The sequence below is a fragment of the Pseudoalteromonas sp. ABE4_541 genome (assembly GCF_056312285.1).
In genome coordinates this window covers 67866-82740 of sequence record NZ_JBSVEM010000011.1, presented here as the reverse complement: position 1 = coordinate 82740, position 14875 = coordinate 67866, and the positions used below count along the sequence as shown (strand labels likewise).

The following is a 14875-nucleotide window of genomic DNA, read 5'->3' as shown; positions in this document are numbered from 1 at the left end:
TGAGACTCCATGTAGGTATTTTTAAGTTAGCAATAACGCACAAATTTTGTACTTATCGTTGAGTTCTACGCTTTTATATGGTATAAAGCGCGCCGTCTTTTTACAAATAAATCTTATTAGGTTGTTTGTAGTTAAGGCAAACACATTTATTCATATTAACACACACACATATCGACACATACACTTGGGTGCATGTCTCGGTCAATTACTGAGCATGTTGGTGCTATGGGATATGTGGAGGCTTAACCCTAACTATTAGAGGAAATTAAAATGGCAAACGTTTCAATGCGCGATATGCTTCAGGCTGGTGTTCACTTTGGTCACCAAGCTCGTTACTGGAACCCTAAGATGAAGCCTTTCATCTTCGGCGCTCGTAACCGTGTACATATCATCAACCTAGAAAAAACTGTTCCTATGTTCAACGATGCACTTAAGTTCCTACAGAACACAGCATCTAACAAAGGTAAAATTCTTTTCGTAGGTACTAAGCGCGCTGCAAGCGAAGCAGTTAAAGAAGCAGCTCTTCAAAGTGATCAGTATTTCGTAAATCACCGTTGGTTAGGTGGTATGTTGACTAACTGGAAAACAGTTCGTCAATCAATCAAGCGTCTTAAAGACCTTGAAACTCAAAGCCAAGACGGTACTTTCGAAAAACTAACTAAGAAAGAAGCGTTAATGCTAACTCGTGAAATGGAAAAGCTTGAAAAGAGCCTTGGCGGTATCAAAGATATGGGCGGTCTTCCAGACGCTATCTTCGTTATCGACGCTGATCACGAGCACATCGCAATCCGCGAAGCTAACAACCTAGGTATTCCAGTAGTATCTGTAGTTGATACTAACTCTAACCCAGATGGTGTTGATTTCATCATCCCAGGTAACGACGACGCGATCCGCGCTATCCAGCTTTACACTGGCGCTGTAGCGGCTGCTATCACTGAAGGTCGTGAAAGCAACATCGTTGCTCAAGCAGAAAGCGACGATTTCGTAGAAGCTGAGTAATTAGCTGTCATCAAGTCTTCATCTTAATGAGATGAAGACTTGATATTCTTGAAGAGCGGTTATTCCGCTTCCCTAAAACAGAATTCATATTTGAGGATATTCTAATGGCTGTAACTGCTGCCCTAGTAAAAGAATTACGCGAGCGTACTGGCGCTGGCATGATGGATTGTAAAAAAGCGCTAACTGAAACCAATGGTGACATTGAGCTAGCGATTGAAAACATGCGTAAGAGCGGTGCTGCAAAGGCTGCTAAAAAAGCGGGTAACATCGCTGCTGAAGGTACAATCCTTATTAAAGAAGGCGAAGGTTTCGCTGCACTATTAGAAGTTAACTGTCAGACTGACTTCGTTGCTAAAGACGAAAACTTCCTAGCGTTCGCTAACTCTGTACTAGAAGTTGCTGCTGCATCTAAAACAACGATTGCAGACTTACAAGCACAATTCGAAGAAGCACGTGTTGCACTAGTTGCTAAAATCGGTGAAAACATCAACGTTCGTCGCGTTGAGTACATCGACGGTGCAAACCTTGCTGCTTACCGTCACGGTGAGCGTATTGGTGTTGTTGTTGCTGGTGAAGCTGACGAAGAAACACTTAAGCACGTTGCAATGCACGTTGCTGCGTCTAAGCCTGAGTTCGTAAACCCAGAAGACGTACCAGCTGACGTAGTTGAAAAAGAAAAAGCGGTACAAATCGACATCGCGATGAACGAAGGTAAGCCTGCTGAAATCGCTGAGAAAATGGTTATTGGCCGTATGAAGAAGTTCACTGGTGAGATCTCTCTTACTGGTCAAGCTTTCATCATGGAACCTAAGAAAACTGTTGGCGAAATTCTTAAAGAGAAAGGCGCGACAGTATCTAACTTCATCCGTTTAGAAGTTGGTGAAGGTATCGAGAAGAAAGAAGAAGACTTCGCTGCTGAAGTTGCTGCACAAATCGCTGCTGCAAAAGGCGAATAATTTTGTTCAGTAGCAAAAGCAAATACCGATGGCAGGTCCTCGATTTGCTTTTGCGTCGATGCTGAAAATTCTTTAAAATAACCGCGCATTTATGAATATCATAAGCGCGGTTATTTTTTATCTCACTTTCACAAATGGCCCGGAAAATATGACTATCAATCGAAAACCTGTTTTTAGACGCGTTCTTCTTAAATTAAGCGGTGAAGCTTTAATGGGAGATGAAGGCTTTGGTATTGATCCAAAAGTGTTGGATCGTATGGCTCAAGAAATCAAAGAACTTGTAGAGCTCGACGTAGAAGTGGGTTTAGTTATCGGTGGTGGTAACTTCTTGCGCGGAGGCTCTTTGGCTGAAGCGGGTATGAACCGCGTTGTGGGTGACCACATGGGGATGCTCGCAACGGTAATGAATGGCCTTGCAATGCGTGATGCGCTGCACCGTGCTTTTGTAAACGCACGCTTGATGTCTGCAATACCACTCAATGGTGTGTGTGATGCGTACAACTGGGCAGAGGCAATTAGCCTATTAAAATCGGGTCGCGTTGTGATTTTCTCGGCCGGTACTGGTAATCCATTTTTTACAACAGATTCAGCGGCATGCCTACGCGGTATTGAAATTGAAGCTGATACCGTGATCAAAGCGACGAAAGTAGATGGCGTGTTCAGCGATGACCCTGTGAAAAACCCAGACGCCACACTTTATCGTCATTTGACGTATAATGAAGTGATTGATCAAGAATTAAAAGTCATGGACTTAGCGGCGTTTACGCTAGCTCGTGACCACAATATGCCGTTGAGCGTATTTAACATGAACAAACCTGGCGCGTTGAAACGCGTAATAATGGGCGAAGAAGAGGGCACTTTGATCTCTTCAGCCGCTTCGGAATAAACAGTCAAGACTAGGATTGAATTGTGATTAACGATATTAAAAAAGATGCGCAGGAGCGCATGCAAAAAAGCGTAGCAGCACTTGCGAGCCAATTATCAAAAATTCGCACAGGTCGTGCACACCCAGCATTGCTAGATGGCATTACTGTATCTTACTACGGTGCTGATACACCACTTAACCAAGTGGCTAACGTATCAACTGAAGATTCACGTACATTGACTATCAGCGTATTTGATAAGTCATTGGCGCAAGCTGTTGAAAAAGCAATTATGTCTTCAGATTTAGGTCTAAACCCTATGTCTGCGGGTACGATTATTCGTGTTCCACTTCCTCCGCTTACAGAAGAGCGTCGTAAAGATCTTATCAAGATTGTACGTGGTGAAGTAGAAAGTGGCCGTGTTGCTGTACGTAACATTCGTCGTGATGCAAATGGCGATATCAAGTCGTTGTTAAAAGACAAAGAAATCTCTGAAGACGAAGCACGTCAAGCAGAAGACGAAATTCAAAAGCTAACAGATAAATTTGTTAAAGAAATGGATACACAATTGAGCGCCAAAGAAGCTGAGTTGATGGAAATCTAAGCAGTTCAAAACTATTAGTTTTGCAACGCCGTCTGGGGTATACTAGGCGGCGTTTTTTTTTATCTAAATTGGAATTATGGTTTTAAACGCTGAAACGATTTCACAGCAATCTTTGCCTAAGCATGTTGCCATCATTATGGATGGAAATGGGCGCTGGGCACAGTCGCGTAATCGACCAAGAACTTACGGCCACAAAAAGGGTGTAGACTCGGTTCGTAACGCGGTCCAATTTTGTTCTAGGCTGGGTATTGAGTCGCTCACACTTTTCGCATTTAGCAGCGAGAATTGGCGCCGCCCAGAAGATGAAGTCAGTACATTAATGGAGTTATTTCTGTTTGTATTGACTAAAGAGGTGAAGAAACTACATAAAAATAACGTTATGCTGACAGTGATTGGTGACTTGTCGCGCTTCCCTGACTCACTGCAAGAGCGAGTAACGGCAGCACATCAGTTGACGGCAAATAATTCTGGACTACAACTTAATATTGCTGCTAATTACGGTGGCCGTTGGGATATTACTCAAGCGGCTAAGAAAATGGCTCAGCAGGTAGCTGCTGGTGCATTGGAATTGGAGCAAATCACGGAAGATGAATTATCAAAACATCTTACAATGGCAAACCAGAGCGAATTAGACCTACTTATTAGAACCGGTGGTGATTGCCGGATCAGTAACTTTTTGCTTTGGCAGGCAGCTTATGCTGAACTTTATTTTACAGATACTTTATGGCCTGACTTCGATGATGAAGCATTTTCACAAGCCATCGCATGTTATGTATCTAGAGAAAGGCGCTTTGGCTGCACCGGCGATCAAATAAAACAACTACTCGCTGCGTCCAAAACAACAAGTTAAAGGTAAATTAGTTTGCTAAAACAACGAATTTTAACCTCAGTGGTCCTTGCACCACTGGCATTGCTGTTGGTGTTTTATACACCTTTAGCGCTTTTTAGTTTCATTGCTGGTGCCATTGTATTGCTCGGCGCATGGGAATGGTCAGCTTTCATGGGTCTGTCATCGTTTAAACAGCGTGGTGGTTTCGTCACTTTTGTAGCTGGTGTGTTGTTATTACTTCATATCCATTGGCCTATTACGCATTTATGGCAAAACGGTTTGCTGCAAGCCGACGCAAATTACGTTTTCACTTTGGCTTTTGCTTGGTGGCTAGTGGCAACTTTCCTTGTATTCAAATATCCTCGTATGGCTAAAGCTTGGAGCGACGGGATTATTATGCGTGCGGTAGCTGGCTTATTAACGTTGGTGCCTTTATGGCTCGCGTTAAACGTATTGAGAAGTGCTGAATATCAGCAGGCACATCAATATGGTTCTACCTTGATCATGGTGGTGCTGGGGATTGTATGGAGCGCTGATATTGGTGCCTACTTTGCGGGCAAAAACTTCGGTAAACGTAAGCTAATGCCGAATGTCAGTCCGAACAAGACCATTGAAGGTTTAATTGGTGGCGTGATCACGGCGATGATTTTTGTGGTGACATTTTGCTACTTTGCGCAGGTTGAACAAAAACTATGGCCTGTGTATGCGTTCATGACGATGTTCATTGCGCTGTTTTCGGCAATTGGTGACTTGCTTGAAAGTATGTTTAAGCGAGAAGTGGGCCTTAAAGATTCTGGCTCATGCTTACCTGGCCATGGTGGTATTTTAGATCGCATTGACAGCCTGACCGCAGCGGCGCCTATATTTGCATTGTGTTATGCTTGGACGGTGACTTTATGAGTGCAAAAGCACAGGTTGTCATCTTAGGCGCTACGGGGTCCATCGGTTTATCAACGCTAGATGTGATTGTTCGTAATAGTGAGCGCTATCAAGTGTTTGCTTTGGCAGCGGGGCGCAACGTAGCGTTAATGACTAAGCTGTGTTTAGCGCATAAGCCAAAGTATGCCATAATGGACTGCGAACAAGCAGCTAGACAGCTGAGTGAAAATCTGCAAGGTCAAGCAACGCAAGTCTTAAATGGTGCGAAAGCCATGGCTGAGATTGCCGGTCACGCTGATGTTGATATTGTGATGTCAGCGATTGTTGGCGCTGCTGGTCTCATTCCTACATTGTCGGCAGTAGAAGCTGGCAAAAAAGTGCTATTAGCCAATAAAGAATCTTTGGTGATGTCGGGGCAAATATTTATGGATAAAGTGGCGCAGCATGGCGCTACTTTGTTGCCGATTGATAGTGAACATAACGCCATTTATCAATGTTTACCGGTAGTATTACAGCAAGATAGTCAGCAAGCGCTGAACAAGTACGGCGTAAGCAAGATTTTACTTACTGGTTCAGGTGGTCCGTTTTTAACGCGCGATTTAAATACCTTGAAAGATGTCACGGTAGAGGAAGCTGTGGCACACCCTAACTGGTCTATGGGGCAAAAAATTTCAGTTGATTCGGCAACTATGATGAACAAAGGCTTAGAGTTTATCGAAGCTAAGTGGTTATTTGGTTGCCATGCAGATGATATTGAAGTGGTCATACATCCTCAGAGCATGATCCACTCGATGGTTCAGTACATTGATGGATCGATTATTGCCCAAATGGGACAGCCGGACATGCGCACGCCAATTGCTTATGGACTCGCTTACCCTGAGCGAATAGATGCAGGCGTCGCGCCACTTGATTTTGCGGCCATTGCTGATTTTACGTTTACCAAGCCTGATTTTACCCGTTATCCGAATTTAGCGTTGGCAATTGATGCGTGTAAAGCAGGACAAGCAGCAACAACTACAGTGAATGCTGCAAACGAAGTTGCCGTAGCGGCTTTTTTGAATAAACGCATTGGCTTTACTGATATTTATCGTGTCAACGCTGAAGTACTTGAAAAGACGAGCTTACATTCTTTAAACTCGGTACACGAGATCATGGCCCAAGATGCCCAAGCAAGGCAACTGGCCAATGAATTCGTTAACCGAATAGGATAAATATGTTTGAGTTTTTCTGGAATTTAGCGTCATTTGTACTTGCACTCGGTATTTTGGTTACCGTACATGAATATGGACATTTTTGGGTTGCACGCCGAGCTGGTGTTGAAGTGCTGCGTTTTTCAATCGGTTTTGGTAAACCGCTTTGTCGCTGGCAAGATAAACAGGGGACCGAGTACGTCATTGCGATGATCCCGCTTGGTGGCTATGTAAAAATGCTCGATGAACGAGTAGATGAAGTGCCGCTTGATAAACGACATCTCGCTTTTAATAATAAACCCGTTCTGTCTAGAATTGCCGTCGTTGCGGCAGGTCCCATTGCCAATTTCTTATTTGCTATTTTAGTGCTCGCAGCCATGTACATGATAGGTGTGCAAAGTGCAAAACCTATCGTCGGCGAGGTACAGCCAAGCTCTCGCGCTCAACAGGCCTATTTACAAAGTGGTGACCACATCCTATCGATGGCAGGCCAAGAGGTACATACTTGGCAAGATGTGACTTTTAGCTTAATGCGCCATTTAGGCGAACAACGCCTTGAAGTTAAAGTAAAAGATGCTCATCAGCAGATAGCGATACGAGAGATAAATCTCAATGGTTGGAAGCTTGATAAACAAGACGAAGCGCCATTGACCAGCATCGGTATTACCCCGTATAGACCGCCATTAACGCTTACATTGGGTCATATTGCTGAGGATTCGGCAGCCCAACAAGCGGGCTTGCAGGTAAACGATACGCTCCAAGCACTAGAGGGCGAACAGATTAATAACTGGCAGCAGTTTGTAACGGCCATACAAAATTCGGCTAATACACCTTTATCGCTGAGCATAGAACGAGACAATCAAAATCTTGATGTCACAATAACTCCACAGGGGCGTGTTAATGCTAACGGTGTCACACAAGGATTTTTAGGCGTTATTCCGTTGATGGAAAAGTGGCCAGACGGATACATTGAAACTAGACATTACGGTCCCTTGGATAGTATGGTGCTTGGCGCTGAAAAGACCTTCGAGTTGATCCGCTTGAGCTTTGATATGATTGGTAACTTACTAACAGGCCAAGTATCGGTAAAAAATTTAAGTGGTCCGGTAGGGATCGCAGTGGGCGCTGGAAACAGTGTAAGTTATGGCATAGTTGCATTTTTGAGCTTTTTGGCTTTAATCAGCGTTAATCTTGGTGTTTTTAACTTATTGCCACTGCCAGTCTTAGATGGCGGGCACTTAATGTATTACTTAATTGAACTAATTCGCAAAAAACCAGTCTCTGAAAAGACACAAGAGTTGGGTTTTAAGGTGGGTGCGTTACTCCTTATTGCTTTAACTTGTTTTGCATTATTAAACGATGTCTCGAGACTGTAGCTCGAATATGGCGTAAGCGACGCCCATCAAAGCGCGAAGTGCGCTAACTGTTGTAAAGGATAAAGATAATAAAATGCCTATAAAAAAACATCTTGCAGTAACTAGTTTACTTGGCGCTAGTTTTGCCACTTTGGGGCAAAACTCCTTTATCGTTGAAGATTTGAAAGTTGAGGGGTTACAGCGTGTTGCACTTGGTGCAGCGTTGACGCATATTCCAATTAATGTTGGTGACTCTGTTGACCAATATACGATTTCTCAAACAATTAAAGCTCTGTATAAATCGGGTCATTTTGACAATATTGTTGCCTATCGTGATGGCGCACAAGTTATCTTCAAAGTGCAAGAAAGGCCGACCATTGCCGGTATTGAATTTGATGGTAACAAAGACATAAAAGATGAACAGCTTACGGAAAGTTTAGAGCAGCAAAATATCCGCACGGGTGAGCCGTTAGACAAAACTGTTATTGATAATATTGAAAAAGGTTTAATTAACTTCTTTCATAGCATCGGTAAATACAACGCTAAGATTGATGTAAGCATCATTGAGCTACCTCGAAATCGAGTGCGCTTAATGCTGAAATTTGACGAGGGTGATGCAGCATCAATTCGTCAAATCAACTTGGTTGGCAATGAACTATTTTCTGATGAAGAGTTATTAAAGTTAGTTGAGTCGCAGCAGGATCTACCGTGGTGGAAGTTTATGTCAAACGACCGCTACCAAAAGCAGACGATAGAAGGTGACTTGGAGAAGATCCGTAGCTTCTATCTTGATAGAGGTTACCTACGCTTTAATATTGACTCTACCCAAGTATCGGTGAGCCCTGAACGTGAATCGGTTTACGTGACGGCAAATATCACTGAAGGTGATACATACACAGTTAAAGGTTTTGACTTTATTGGTGATTTACTTGGTCGTGAAGAACTAATTAAAAGCGTGGTTCCATTGCGTGCAGGCGAGTTATATAACGGTTCAATTGTCACTTCATCAGAAGAGTTTATTAAAGGTTATTTAGCACGCTTTGGTTATGCCAATGCAGAAGTACGCACGATACCTGAAATTGACGATGAGAAAAAAGAAGTCCAACTAACTCTGTCGGTAAACCCAGGTAAACGTGTATATGTGCGACGCATTCTTGTAAACGGTAACCAAGTAACCGCAGACGAAGTGGTTCGCCGAGAGATGACGCAGCTTGAAGGTGCATGGTTATCAAATCAAAGCCTTGAGCGTTCTAAACTACAAATTCAGCGTTTACCGTATATGGAAAAAGTTGAGTTCGAAGTGAAGCCATTGGCGGGCGTTGACGACATGGTTGATGTTGACTTTACCGTTAAAGAACAGCCAGCAGGTAGCTTCCAAGCGGGTGTTGCTTATGGCTCATACGGTGGTTTGCAGTTTAATGTGGGTGTGAGCGAGTCTAACTTTCTGGGCACAGGTAACCAGCTTGCATTTAATATCAGCACGTCAAAAAGTTCTGACAGTTATAGCGTTTCCTATACAGATCCTTATTTCACGCCTGATGGTGTGTCGCAAGGTAGCAGCATTTTTTACACCAGCTTTGATGGTAGTAAAGTCGGTCTGATTGGTTATGACTCACGTCAATATGGTGTAGGTACGACCTTTGGGTTCCCAATCAATGCGATTAACCGTATTAATTTCGGTGCTCGATGGATAGACGAAAAACTCGATTATATTGCTGACTACGAGCAGACCCGTATTATGCGTTTGGCCTTCTTAAACCCTGAAGACCCAGATGGCGCATATGACTTTACGAAATATGAACTAAGCGCAGGTTGGTCACGAGTGACAGTAAACCGTGGTATGTTCCCAACAGATGGTTCTCGCCAGAGTGTTACACTGAGGGCGACAACGCCAAACTCGGATTTAAATTACTTTAAAATAGACTACGACTCACGTTTTTACTGGCCAATTAGCAATGACCACCAGTGGGTGTTCTCAACACGAGCAGCATTTGCATATGGTAATGGTTACGGCAAAACTAATGGTTTCGAGCAAACATTGCCGTTCCAAGAGTTCTTCCGAATTTCGGAGAACGAGCTACGTGGTTTTGAAAGAAACACGATTTTACCGCGTGCTGTGCAGCGTCGCATGACTGAAATTCCGGGCTCTACTTTGCCAGATGGCACAACCACAGGAAATATCGGTGGTGAGACTGAGTTTGACTCTTTAGTTGCTGGCGGCCGTATCGGTGGTAACGCAAAAGCAACGCTTGGTGCTGAGTTGATTGTACCAACCCCGTTCCTTGATGAAGAAAATACCAGTTCAGTACGTACGAGCTTGTTTGTGGATGCTGCAAACGTATGGGACACTGAATTTGATGTGGATCGATACTCACATTTACATGAAGACCAATATAAAAAGCTATCGGATTATTCGGATCCAACCCGTTTTAGGGTTTCGACAGGTTTATCTGTCCAATGGATTTCACCGATGGGCCCAATGCTGATCAGTTTTGCTTACCCTCTGCAAAAAGAGGATGACGACGAAACGAAGAGAATCAGCTTTAATATCAGTAATACATTCTAAGGAGTTAATTGTGAAAAAACTTATAAAAACAACGGCAATGGGTTTAATGGCAGCGCTTATGATGGGCTCGTCAGCCAGTGCATTTGCTCACAAAGTGGGTGTTGTAGACATGCAGAGCATCTACAAAAGATTACCGCAAATGGCCAAGATTGAGCAGCAACTTAAAAATGAGTTTGCAGAGCCTCGTCAAGCTCTTGAGAAGTTACAAGGTGATATTCGTTTCGAAATGGAAAAATTCCAGCGTGAAGGCGCGACGATGAGCGATGAGCAAAAAACGTCATTACGCGACAAAATTCAAGGCATGCAAAAAGAACTTGCTGAAAAAGGTCGTCCGTTAGAGGCGCAAATTAAGCAACGTCAAAATGAAGAGCTGGCGAAAGTTCAGAAGCTCATTATTGATGCAATTGAAGATGTTGCTAAAAGCGGTAAGTTTGACGAAGTGAAAGTAAAAGATACGACAATTTACTTCAATCCTGATAAAGTAGCGGACCTTTCTGACAAAATTGTTGAAGCGGTAAGCAAGAAATAATGACCAAACATTATAGTTTAGCCGAGCTAGCAACATCAATTGATGCCAAGCTAGTTGGCGACGGTGAGTGTCAAATTGTAAAAATTGCGACGCTCATCCAAGCGACAGATAAAGATATTAGCTTTTTAGCAAACAGTAAGTATCGCTCTCAGTTGAATACCACTGAAGCGGCTGCTGTTATCTTATCTGAATCTGATGCTGAGTATTTTGACGGCAATAAATTGGTAGTAAAAGATCCGTATATTGCCTATGCCAAGCTTGCACAGCTAATGGATACGACGCCACGAGTGGGTGAAGGCATTCATCCCAGTGCAGTTGTTCATGAGTCTGCGGTGCTTGGAAAGAATGTTGCGATAGCTGCGAATGCAGTCGTTGAAGCGGATGTAGAGCTTGGTGACAATGTTCAAATTGGTGCCGGCTGTTTTATCGGTAACAGCGCAAAAATTGGTGCGAACACAAAACTTTGGGCCAATGTCAGTGTTTATCATGAAGTAGAAATTGGCAAAAACTGCTTGTTCCAATCAGGTGCCGTGATTGGTAGTGACGGTTTTGGTTATGCGAATCAAGCTGGCAAATGGGTTAAGATCCCACAGGTTGGTCGTGTGATCATAGGCGATAGTGTCGAAGTAGGTGCTAATACGGTAATAGACCGTGGCGCTTTGGATGATACGGTTATTCACGATAACGTGATTTTAGATAACTTGATCCAGATAGCACACAATGTTGAGATTGGTGAAGGCACCGCAATTGCAGGTGCAACAGTTGTTGCCGGTAGTGTTAAAATTGGCAAACATTGCCAAATTGCAGGACTAGTTGGTATTAACGGCCATATGGAAATTTGCGATGGTGTGATGATCACGGGTATGTCGATGATCACTAAAGCAATCAAATCGCCAGGCGTATACTCTTCAGGGATGCCACACAGCACCAATAAAGAGTGGCGACGCAATATGGCACATTTACGCAATCTTTCTGATTTTAAAGAACGTTTGAAAGCATTAGAGTCTCTAACAGAACAGCTAAAAACGACAGACGAATAAAAAAGGACGCTATTTTGGCAAATGAACTGAATGGTTTTGATATCCAAGAAATCTTAAAGTTACTACCTCACCGCTATCCTATGTTGTTAGTAGATAAAGTAGTTGATTACAAAGCGGGTGAATATTTGCATGGCATTAAAAATGTCACGGTCAATGAGCCTATTTTCACAGGGCACTTCCCTGAACAGCCAATTTTTCCTGGTGTTATGATTTTGGAATCTATGGCACAGGCAACAGGCTTACTTGGCTTTAAAACAGTCGAGAACCGTAGCGAGAACGAGCTATACTTATTTGCAGCAATTGATAATGCACGTTTTAAGCAACCAGTACTGCCAGGCGATACAATGCACCTTCACATTGATTTTGTGAAAGAGCGCCGTGATATCTGGAAGTTTTACGGAGAAGCTAGGGTTGATGGCAAAGTAGTATGTAGTGCTGACCTTATGTGTGCAAGAAGAGAGTTTTAAATAGTGATCCATCCTACTGCGATTATTGAATCAGGTGCACAGCTAGGCGATAACGTCTCTGTGGGTCCTTACAGCTACATCGGGAATGATGTAGTGATTGGTGATAACTGTATCATTGAATCTCACGTGGTAATAAAGGGACCTTCAACCATTGGCTCAGGTAATCATATTTACCAGTTTGCGTCAGTGGGAGAAGCTTGCCAAGATAAGAAGTACAAGGATGAGCCAACTCAATTAATTATTGGCGATAACAATATCATACGTGAATGTGCAACGATCCATCGTGGCACTATCCAAGATCAAGGTATCACCAAAATTGGTAGCAATAACCTATTTATGGCATATACGCATGTCGCACACGACGCGGTCATTGGTAGCAATGTTATTTTTGCGAACAACGCGAGTGTGGCAGGCCATGTCCATGTTGGTGATTGGGTTATTCTGGCTGGGAATACAGGCGTTCACCAATTTTGTAAAATTGGTGCACATGCGTTCATTGGTATGTACTCGGGCGTGAATAAAGATGTTCCTCCATTTGTTACAACCACTGGCACGCCAGCAAAGCCTGCGGCAATCAACACGGAAGGTATGAAGCGAAGAGGCTTCTCAAGTGAAGAAGTGATGGCCGTGCGCCGTGCATATAAAACTTTGTATCGTAAAGGCCTAAATTTAGAAGAAGCTGTTGCGCAAATGCAACAAGACGCTTCTGAGTTTGCTGCTGTACAGCAAATGATAGACTTTTTAGATACATCAGATCGCGGTATTATTCGTTAAAAATATCTGCGGTAGCAAGATGCTGATGAACGCCATACAGATTTTTTGTATGGCGTTTTTATTTATAAATAGATTAGTGCAATGACCAATAACAAAAAAATGACCATAGGCGTGGTAGCGGGTGAGCTATCTGGAGACATTTTAGGTGCAGGCTTAATTGCAGCATTAAAAAAAACCTATCCAAATGCTGAATTTGTTGGGATAGCTGGGCCGAAGATGCAAGCGGCAGGTTGTCGTACCTTGTTCGATATGGAAGAGCTGGCCGTGATGGGCTTGGTTGAAGTACTTGGGCGATTACCTAAGCTCCTCAAGATCCGTAAGCAGCTGGTTCAGTATTTCATTGATAATCCGCCTGATGTCTATATTGGTATTGATGCGCCCGACTTTAACCTTCGAGTTGAAAAGCCATTAAAAAAGGCAGGCATTAAAACGGTTCAGTACGTCAGTCCATCTGTATGGGCTTGGCGTCAAAAGCGTATATTTACCATCGCTGAAGCCACAAACTTAGTGTTGTCATTGTTGCCGTTCGAAAAAGCTTTTTATGATAAGCATGAAGTACCTTGTACGTTTGTTGGCCATACATTGGCTGATGAAATAGCCCTTGAACATGACAGCAGTGCAGCAAGAGCTGAGCTTGGTCTTAGCGATGAGGATTTAGTGCTGGCGTTGTTGCCGGGTAGTCGTGGTTCAGAAGTTGGTTTATTGAGCGAAACCTATCTACAAACAGCGCTTAGGCTAAAAAATAGAATCCCTCAGTTGAAAGTCCTTGTTCCATTGGTTAATGCAAAACGTCGTACACAGTTTGAAAGCATTTTGCAAAAAGTAGCTCCCGACCTTAAGCCGATTTTATTAGATGGACAATCGAGTACCGCCATGTCGGCTGCAAATGCAGTGCTACTGGCATCTGGCACGGCGACTTTAGAAGCTATGCTATATAAAAAGCCGATGGTGGTTGGCTATAAATTCAAACCATTGAGTTATTGGATATTTAAAAACTTTTTCACCTTCAATATCAAATATTTCTCTTTACCCAACTTGTTGGCTGATCAGCGTCTAGTGCCCGAGTTTTTGCAAGACGAATGCAATGCAGATGCACTGGCAGATGCCTTATATCCGATGTTAAAGGGTGACAATACACAATTGTTGAACAAGTTCCACGAAATTCACAACAACATTCGTCTAGATGCCAGCACACAAGCTGCCAAAGCGGTAGAGGAGTTAATAAATGCAGATTGAGCGCCCTAATGTAAAACTAATTGCCGGTGTAGATGAAGTGGGTCGAGGCCCGCTTGTGGGTGATGTCGTGACGGCCGCTGTGATCCTTGACCCTAATAATCCGATTGAAGGGCTCACAGACTCGAAAAAGCTTTCAGAAAAAAAGCGTATAGCGCTGGCTGAAGAGATCAAACAAAAAGCCTTGTGTTACTGTATTGCTCGCGCGAGCGTTGCAGAAATTGACGAACTTAATATTCTTCATGCCACCATGTTGGCAATGAGCCGAGCGGTGGAAGGTCTGAGCATTCAGCCTGAGTTTGTATTTGTAGATGGTAACCGTTTACCCAAGCTTGAAATGCCAGCACAAAGTGTCGTGAAAGGGGATAGCTTGGTTGCTGAGATAAGTGCCGCGTCAATTATCGCCAAAGTGGCTCGCGACCAAGAGATGTTAGACCTAGATGCGCAATTTCCAGAGTTTGGTTTTGCAGGGCACAAAGGCTATCCGACTAAAGCACATTTCGCGGCGCTTGAGTTACACGGTGTTACGCCGTTTCACCGCAAGAGCTTTAAGCCCGTACAGCGGATTTTGGCTATGAGGGAAAGCTAAAA

At 43.4% G+C, this 14875-nt stretch carries 15 protein-coding genes; all 15 read left to right on the top strand.

Going from position 1 to position 14875, the window contains the following annotated elements; all coding sequences use genetic code 11:
• Positions 1 to 270: 270 nt before the first annotated feature.
• The 15 genes from rpsB (at position 271) to rnhB (ending at position 14873) form a co-directional block, all read left to right on the top strand.
• Entirely contained in the window at positions 271 to 999 is a 729-nt protein-coding gene (gene rpsB, locus ACW689_RS12330) for a 30S ribosomal protein S2 (protein WP_070984234.1), read from the top strand.
• A 104-nt stretch (positions 1000 to 1103) separates the two neighbouring features.
• A complete protein-coding gene (tsf, locus tag ACW689_RS12325; RefSeq protein WP_476291747.1) occupies positions 1104 to 1955 on the top strand; it encodes a translation elongation factor Ts in 852 nt (283 codons plus the stop codon).
• 148 nt (positions 1956 to 2103) lie between these two features.
• Positions 2104 to 2841 carry a UMP kinase gene (gene pyrH / locus ACW689_RS12320; protein ID WP_476291745.1) on the top strand — a complete coding sequence of 246 codons (738 nt, stop codon included), beginning with the start codon at positions 2104 to 2106 and terminating at the stop codon, positions 2839 to 2841.
• 23 nt (positions 2842 to 2864) lie between these two features.
• Positions 2865 to 3422: a ribosome recycling factor gene (gene frr / locus ACW689_RS12315; RefSeq protein ID WP_476291743.1), complete on the top strand. Its 558-nt coding sequence runs from the start codon at positions 2865 to 2867 to the stop codon at positions 3420 to 3422.
• 76 nt (positions 3423 to 3498) lie between these two features.
• Positions 3499 to 4272, top strand: coding sequence for an isoprenyl transferase (locus ACW689_RS12310; RefSeq protein ID WP_476291741.1), 774 nt, complete (start codon positions 3499 to 3501; stop codon positions 4270 to 4272).
• A 12-nt stretch (positions 4273 to 4284) separates the two neighbouring features.
• Complete coding sequence (locus ACW689_RS12305; protein WP_476291739.1) at positions 4285 to 5151, top strand: phosphatidate cytidylyltransferase; 867 nt, start codon at positions 4285 to 4287, stop codon at positions 5149 to 5151.
• On the top strand, positions 5148 to 6341 hold the full coding sequence (ispC, locus tag ACW689_RS12300) for a 1-deoxy-D-xylulose-5-phosphate reductoisomerase (RefSeq protein WP_476291737.1): 1194 nt from the start codon (positions 5148 to 5150) through the stop codon (positions 6339 to 6341). Before ACW689_RS12305 ends, ispC begins: the two co-directional genes overlap by 4 nt.
• Before the next feature lie 2 nt (positions 6342 to 6343).
• The gene (gene rseP, locus ACW689_RS12295) at positions 6344 to 7696 is read left to right on the top strand and encodes a sigma E protease regulator RseP (protein ID WP_476291735.1); all 1353 of its coding nucleotides are present in this window, start codon (positions 6344 to 6346) and stop codon (positions 7694 to 7696) included.
• 73 nt (positions 7697 to 7769) lie between these two features.
• Positions 7770 to 10241, top strand: coding sequence for an outer membrane protein assembly factor BamA (gene bamA, locus ACW689_RS12290; protein WP_476291733.1), 2472 nt, complete (start codon positions 7770 to 7772; stop codon positions 10239 to 10241).
• A 10-nt stretch (positions 10242 to 10251) separates the two neighbouring features.
• Positions 10252 to 10770, top strand: coding sequence for an OmpH/Skp family outer membrane protein (locus ACW689_RS12285; RefSeq protein ID WP_476291731.1), 519 nt, complete (start codon positions 10252 to 10254; stop codon positions 10768 to 10770).
• Positions 10770 to 11810: a UDP-3-O-(3-hydroxymyristoyl)glucosamine N-acyltransferase gene (lpxD, locus tag ACW689_RS12280; protein ID WP_476291729.1), complete on the top strand. Its 1041-nt coding sequence runs from the start codon at positions 10770 to 10772 to the stop codon at positions 11808 to 11810. The genes ACW689_RS12285 and lpxD overlap by 1 nt, the downstream gene beginning before the upstream one ends.
• A 14-nt stretch (positions 11811 to 11824) precedes the next feature.
• The gene (gene fabZ / locus ACW689_RS12275; protein WP_476291727.1) at positions 11825 to 12277 is read left to right on the top strand and encodes a 3-hydroxyacyl-ACP dehydratase FabZ; all 453 of its coding nucleotides are present in this window, start codon (positions 11825 to 11827) and stop codon (positions 12275 to 12277) included.
• Positions 12278 to 12280: 3 nt separating this feature from the next.
• The gene (lpxA, locus tag ACW689_RS12270; protein ID WP_476291725.1) at positions 12281 to 13051 is read left to right on the top strand and encodes an acyl-ACP--UDP-N-acetylglucosamine O-acyltransferase; all 771 of its coding nucleotides are present in this window, start codon (positions 12281 to 12283) and stop codon (positions 13049 to 13051) included.
• An 81-nt stretch (positions 13052 to 13132) separates the two neighbouring features.
• The gene (gene lpxB / locus ACW689_RS12265; RefSeq protein WP_476291723.1) at positions 13133 to 14287 is read left to right on the top strand and encodes a lipid-A-disaccharide synthase; all 1155 of its coding nucleotides are present in this window, start codon (positions 13133 to 13135) and stop codon (positions 14285 to 14287) included.
• Positions 14277 to 14873 carry a ribonuclease HII gene (rnhB, locus tag ACW689_RS12260; RefSeq protein WP_476291721.1) on the top strand — a complete coding sequence of 199 codons (597 nt, stop codon included), beginning with the start codon at positions 14277 to 14279 and terminating at the stop codon, positions 14871 to 14873. Before lpxB ends, rnhB begins: the two co-directional genes overlap by 11 nt.
• The last annotated feature ends 2 nt before the right edge of the window (positions 14874 to 14875 follow it).

Excerpts from the sequence above, each read along its gene's own strand:
- pyrH (WP_476291745.1), top strand. The coding sequence starts at position 2,104 with ATGACTATCAATCGAAAACCTGTTTTTAGACGCGTTCTTCTTAAATTA.
- bamA (WP_476291733.1), top strand. The coding sequence starts at position 7,770 with ATGCCTATAAAAAAACATCTTGCAGTAACTAGTTTACTTGGCGCTAGT.
- tsf (WP_476291747.1), top strand. The coding sequence starts at position 1,104 with ATGGCTGTAACTGCTGCCCTAGTAAAAGAATTACGCGAGCGTACTGGC.
- rpsB (WP_070984234.1), top strand. The coding sequence starts at position 271 with ATGGCAAACGTTTCAATGCGCGATATGCTTCAGGCTGGTGTTCACTTT.
- ispC (WP_476291737.1), top strand. The coding sequence starts at position 5,148 with ATGAGTGCAAAAGCACAGGTTGTCATCTTAGGCGCTACGGGGTCCATC.
- ACW689_RS12310 (WP_476291741.1), top strand. The coding sequence starts at position 3,499 with ATGGTTTTAAACGCTGAAACGATTTCACAGCAATCTTTGCCTAAGCAT.
- rseP (WP_476291735.1), top strand. The coding sequence starts at position 6,344 with ATGTTTGAGTTTTTCTGGAATTTAGCGTCATTTGTACTTGCACTCGGT.
- lpxD (WP_476291729.1), top strand. The coding sequence starts at position 10,770 with ATGACCAAACATTATAGTTTAGCCGAGCTAGCAACATCAATTGATGCC.
- lpxB (WP_476291723.1), top strand. The coding sequence starts at position 13,133 with ATGACCAATAACAAAAAAATGACCATAGGCGTGGTAGCGGGTGAGCTA.
- rnhB (WP_476291721.1), top strand. The coding sequence starts at position 14,277 with ATGCAGATTGAGCGCCCTAATGTAAAACTAATTGCCGGTGTAGATGAA.